Origin of the sequence: Nitrosomonas sp. Nm132 (assembly GCF_900100485.1) — a bacterium.
Taxonomy (GTDB): Bacteria; Pseudomonadota; Gammaproteobacteria; order Burkholderiales; family Nitrosomonadaceae; genus Nitrosomonas.
On the sequence record NZ_FNDH01000079.1, the window covers coordinates 1 to 5,719 of the forward strand.

General features: G+C 50.1%; 5 protein-coding genes. All 5 read left to right on the forward strand.

Annotated elements, in window-relative coordinates; genetic code table 11:
- Positions 1–326 precede the first annotated feature (326 nt).
- Entirely contained in the window at positions 327–1,391 is a 1,065-nt protein-coding gene (locus BLP80_RS14170; RefSeq protein ID WP_090544320.1) for an IS110 family RNA-guided transposase, read from the forward strand.
- Between the two features lie 18 nt (positions 1,392–1,409).
- Positions 1,410–2,072, forward strand: a complete 663-nt coding sequence (locus BLP80_RS14175) for a transposase (RefSeq protein WP_090544322.1) — start codon at positions 1,410–1,412, stop codon at positions 2,070–2,072.
- A 657-nt stretch (positions 2,073–2,729) separates the two neighbouring features.
- Positions 2,730–4,655, forward strand: a complete 1,926-nt coding sequence (locus tag BLP80_RS14180) for a hypothetical protein (protein WP_256325123.1) — start codon at positions 2,730–2,732, stop codon at positions 4,653–4,655.
- Between the two features lie 266 nt (positions 4,656–4,921).
- Positions 4,922–5,170 carry a hypothetical protein gene (locus BLP80_RS14190; RefSeq protein ID WP_143002312.1) on the forward strand — a complete coding sequence of 83 codons (249 nt, stop codon included), beginning with the start codon at positions 4,922–4,924 and terminating at the stop codon, positions 5,168–5,170.
- A 202-nt stretch (positions 5,171–5,372) separates the two neighbouring features.
- Positions 5,373–5,719, forward strand: a 347-nt coding sequence (locus tag BLP80_RS14195; protein ID WP_143002313.1) for a transposase, incomplete at its 3' end; no start/stop codon positions are given.

A 5,719-nucleotide genomic window follows, 5' to 3' on the forward strand; every position in this document is an offset into this window, starting at 1 on the left:
CGTCCTGCTCTGGTGCGTGGCGACAATGCTTTTGGCAATGAAGGAGTGATGGCTGAAATGGAAGAGATTAATCAGCGTTATCTGTTCAAGCTTCGCCAGACTGCTGGGATACTCAGTCTAATATGTCATGGAATGCCTGACTTGATCTGACCCGTGCTGGGATTGGCGAAGCGCCTTTGCGTTGACCTGTCGATCTGGTCCAGGCATTCCCCGAGCGTTGCCGGGCTCAATATTCGTGACCTAATAGGAGCCTTGAATTGCACCGTGAGTGTCCTGTCCGGTAATTGGGGTTGGTAATGCACCAATTTTGATTAAGGAGTATGAATATGGACGGCACACTGGTTCAAAATGAAGTTATTCTTGGCGTTGATACCCATTTAGATGCCCATGTTGGCGTGGTCATCAATGATCAAGGTAAAGTGATAGGGATACTTACTTCCATACCGACTAATAGAGCAGGCTATCTGAAATTACTGACGTGGGCACGAACATTGGGAAATGTTCGGCGTGCTGGCGTTGAAGGTACAGGAACATATGGCGCTGGTCTTGCCCGTTTATTGCGCGAACAGGGTATTGAAGTATGGGAAGTCAATCGTCCTGATCGTGCCAAGCGCCGACTCCAAGGAAAATCCGATTCGACTGATGCTGAGAGTGCAGCACGCACAGTACTTTCCGGTAACGCAACGGCAACGCCAAAGTCACAGTCAGGCGTGGCTGAAGCACTGCGTATGTTATCGGTTGTCAGACGTAGCGCAGTCAAGGCAAGAACACAAACCATCAATCAACTCAGATCGTTATTAATCAGTGCACCGGATGATCTGCGTGAACGACTCTGGAAAACCAAACCGGAAGAATGCGTAGCAGGCTGTGCACGACTTCGGAAGGCAAAAGCTAATGTTTTGCATAAAACATTAGCTGCAACACTTCGTTTGCTGGCCAAACGCTGGCTAATGCTTTCAGCAGAACTAAAAGAGATCGATGTGACGCTTGATCGTTTGACAAGTCAATCAGCGAAGCGCCTTCTAAATCAGTTTGGAGTCGGGCCGCAAACGGCAGCGACACTTATTGCCGTAGCGGGAGATAATCCAGAACGTTTAAGGAATGAAGCGGCCTTGGCTGCGTTATGTGGAGTAAGTCCACTGCAGGCTTCCTCTGGAAAAACTATCCGCCATCGATTAAATCGAGGAGGCAATCGATCTGCAAACAACGCGTTATGGACAATCGCGATGGTACGTATGCGCAGCGAACCAAGAACCCAAAGTTATGTGGCACGACGCGCTGCTCAAGGGATGTCAGACAAAGAAATTCAACGCTGCCTGAAGCGTTACATTGTTCGTGAACTGTATCCGCTTATTCTCGCAGATTTATCTGATGCTGCTGCAATTACTTGACATAGGAGCGTCAAACGCTTGATCGAGCGGAAATGGCGGCAAAACGAGTGGCAGCATGTGGAGCAAGGCTTTGACGCAGTAGAAGATGAAATCCAGCTGGCAGGCTGGCATCGCGCGCGGCGGGTAGGGGTGCTACGGCGTCAGATCAAAGACAATCTGGCGGTCGAAACGAATGCGGGCACCCAACAGGGAACCTTGCACTTCGTTGATCATTCAGACAAAATCAAAGTGTGGGAATATGCCGTGCTGGTGACCAATGCTGACTATTCGCTGGAAGCCCTGGGTCAATTGTACCGGGATCGGGCAAATTGCGAAAATGGCTTCGATGAGTTAAAGAATCAATGGGGCTGGGGTGGGTATACCCCTCATGACTTGGAACGCTGCAACCTCTCAGCACGAGCAGTTGCGCTCATCTACGATTGGCGGAGTTGGTATGTCCGTCTAGTCCACCCCAAAACACACCTGGAGGCGATTACCAGTCGTCCTTTGCTGCTAAACGGGGTTGCCCGCCTGATGACTCGGCATGCAGGTCAATCTCGATTATTGCTTACGTTGACTCATGAGGTCGGGGATCAGATCAAAACGATGATCAACAACATTCGCAAGGGTCTTGACTTTATTCGAGCAAATGCGCCTCAGTTGCCAAAAGTGGAGAAATCAATTATCGGAACGAACTACTAGCTGGCAGGACACTTGCAGCACTTGATACTCCTCTACCCTGCTCGGCATTTCCAAATTGACGCGGTGGCCTTTACCTTTTTTCATCAGCACCTATCAGATAGCGTGGTTTATTGTACTTTGTCATACTTGGATTTGCCGTGTGATTACAGAAATCAATTCGGGGTTGGTGAATTCAGTCCTCCTAAAGCCTGAATGCCGAATAACATAGCTGAAAATTGCTGACAGAGTAGCCCTGTATCTCCATAAAAATGATTATTCAAATTTGCCTGGTTTATTATCCACAAAATCAGTGAGCAAGACTGTGGAAAATTGCTCTATGTCATTCAAGGAAAATACAATTTACCCCTGCCTATACATTAATCAAGGAACAGTAGTAGGCCGTGCAGGCCGTAATCCGGCAACCGGCAAAACTATGGCGATTCCGACCAAAAAATCGTCAACCTCAAAACAGGCAAAACTCCGTCTAACGCTACCGCAACTGTAAAACCTGTGAGCACATAATCTGTGGAATCCTATGGATTAGGGTAATTTAATGTTTAACTTTACTCTGATTCCAGATTTTCCTAGACTTTCAGATAATTAACTGCCTGAAAAGGAAAAACTCCTTTGAAAGATATGCTCCTATCTAATAGAAAAATCCCTTGAAGGAGTCCATAAGTGATCACACTAAGCTTCTCAAAATTAATTCTGAAAAAACTGCAAGGGAGTCTATTCACAATCCTGAGGGTAAGTAATATTCGTTTATGCGGATTAGCAAAGCGTCTCGATGCAGTAAAGTGGGATCGAGGCTGCTTTTTGAGTTTACCGACCCAGCCTACGCGCCTTTTTCTCGCATGCTTGCTAGCATGGGTCAGCATTTCAGTGGCGCAGGCCAAGGATTATTCATGTGAAGACGCTGGCGAAACGCATATCTGGATCTCGCCCCTTAATCCCAAAGCCGATGGGCAGGTCAAGATCATGGCTGTGTCTACGGATAGCCCCGTATCGGAACTGACCCTGATCGACAGCCAGGATCGACGCATGCTCCTGCCATCCCGCCACCGCGGTGGCCCGCCTTGGAGTCTTGCCGCCGAATTGACAAGGCTGAACGAGGGACATTATCGAGTGGAAGCGAGCCGGGATGGCAGGCTGATCGCCTGCCAACTTCTCACCATTGACGGATCAGACATACAGAAAAGAGAGGAAAGAACCAAAGCGTGGAATCTTGCCACTGAAGCCCTTTATTCTGCCTGGATCGAAGCGTTGTTTGGCACCCCCCCTGAAGAAAACCTCAGCTTTCCTTCCTTGGAACCAGTGTTGCGCAACACCGAACGCAACTTTCTGCATAACCATCTCGGCCTCAGCGAAGACAACAATTTGCCACTCACCCCCGATTGCGCCGATCTGCCCTATACCTTGCGGGCTTATTTTTCCTGGAAAATCGGCCTGCCGTTCGCCTTTCGTGCCTGCGGGCGTGGCTCGACCAAAGCGCCGCCGCGTTGTGGCGCGGCCACCATCGAGACCGAATTTACCCACGGCAGCAGCTCGCAGGCCAGCTTCAGGAAAATCAGCAGACAGCTGGTGAATATTATCCATTCAGGTTCGTTACGGACTGGACTGGAAGACGAGTCCACGGATCTGTATCCCATCCCGCTTAGCCGGGAGATGCTCTGGCCGGGAACAGTTTATGCCGACCCCTACGGCCATGTACTGCTGGTTGTTGAATGGCTGCCGCAGACGACGGATCACCCTGGCAGCTTGCTGGCGGTCGATGCCCAGCCGGACAACACGGTCGCCCGCAAGCGTGTTTGGGAAGGCACCATGCTGTTTGCCAATACCGCAAGCGCTGGACCAGGTTTCAAGGCTTTCCGGCCTTTGATCCGCACGACCTCAGGCAGATGGCGAGCGCTCTCCAATAGTGAGCTAGCCGACCAATCCGACTTCGCCCCTTTTTCCGTGGAGCAAGATCAACTCTCTCCCGACGATTTCTACGCCAGGTTAACCAGGCTCATCAACCCCAACGGCCTTGATCCCAAGCAGGCTTATGAAGCCACTCTGGATGCCTTAGTAGAACAAATCGAGGCCCGCGTGGCTTCGGTGAACAACAGCGAAGCATATTTCCGCAAGCATCCTGGCAGTGTCATCCCGATGCCCAGCGGCGCGGCGATTTTTCAGACTATTGGCCCGTGGGAAGATTACTCCACGCCCTCCCGCGACATGCGCCTGATCATCGCGATTAACGTACTAAATGGTTTGGCCGAGAAGATCGTGCGCCACCCCGAATTGTTCGTGCTGAACGGCCAGCGTCTCGAGGAGGCCAAGGTCGAAATCGAACAACACCACGCAAAACGCATCCATGAACGCAACATTCGCTATACACGCACGGACGGCAGTCTGTGGGAGCTTTCCGTGGCTGAGGTACTGGCACGCAAGCCGGCCTATGAGATGGCTTATAACCCCAACGACTGCGCTGAAGAACGTTGGGGCGCGGAGCCCAACACGGAGGAATATGCCACCTGCCGCCGCCACGCCCCAGCAAAACAGCGTGTGAAAATGGAGCAATACCGCATCTGGTTCCGCGAAGCACGCAGGCCAACGCAATGAAGACTCATTTAGAGCGCAAAGGGGACGCTATCCTTTCTCACTGAATTTACGTATGAAATGAATAATATGGGATAGCGCCCCCCTTTCTCAAAATACTTGACTTGGTTATTCTTTTCCCTTAACCGTTAGCTCCTCTCAAGCGTTGAGCATAATGATTCCATCCAAGCGATATAAATGGTAAGGACATCGCCATCACTGCATATGCGCATGCATAAAAGTTTAGCAATACAGAGGGAATAGCGCTGGCTTCTGCAAGAAACTGCATTATGCCTAGCAGCACGGTCATACCAATGATCATGACCAGTAACCGATCAGCGGGAAGATATCTGCGAGAAGTTAAAAGCCCGATAACACTTACTATTGATCAAGAGAATGGCTGCGAAGTAATACTGAACGAGCCCGCTGCGGTCTTCGTCGAAGGCTATATGCCACTGAAAATTCGCTACAGTTACACCGGCCAGAAAAAAGCAGGTATAAGGGATGGCTTTCCGCCATCCAAGTCTGCTGACGCTTAACAGGAGGTATATAACGGCAATCGCCACGATCCCGAGTGGATTGCTGGCGACAACGAAGAAAAGTATATACCACAACCCAATTAACCAATCCATAAAATACAACGCCTAGGGTCTGTTGACGTTTTGAGGTAAGTATTTCATAAATCGAAGTAAACTCGTAATATTGAGAGATTTTTACACCCCTCCACAAAACGAGTTTGCGATGCCCCGACTGATGCTCACTGATGAATTCTGGCCGAAGCTGGAGAAGATTCTGCTTCAAGAAGCGATTTATAATAAGCGCAATCTGTGCATGACGGTGGAGGGTGTGCTATACCGAATGCGGGTTGGTTGTCCGTGGCGGGACTTACCCGAGGTTTTTGGATGCTGGAATTCCATCTATAAGAGATTCAATGCTTGGTCATCCACTAACAAGTGGAGCAGAGTTTTCAAGGCGCTGATTATTGATCCGGATTGGGAATGGGAATGGGAATGGGAATTTATTGATGGCAGCTACGTTAAAGCGCATCAGCATAGTGCGGGAGCTGCCGGCAAGAAGCCGCAGGCCAT

What these genes read in the sequence shown, in the direction of transcription:
- BLP80_RS14170 (WP_090544320.1), top strand. Translation starts at nt 327, where the DNA reads ATGGACGGCACACTGGTTCAAAATGAAGTTATTCTTGGCGTTGATACC.
- BLP80_RS14190 (WP_143002312.1), top strand. Translation starts at nt 4,922, where the DNA reads ATGCCTAGCAGCACGGTCATACCAATGATCATGACCAGTAACCGATCA.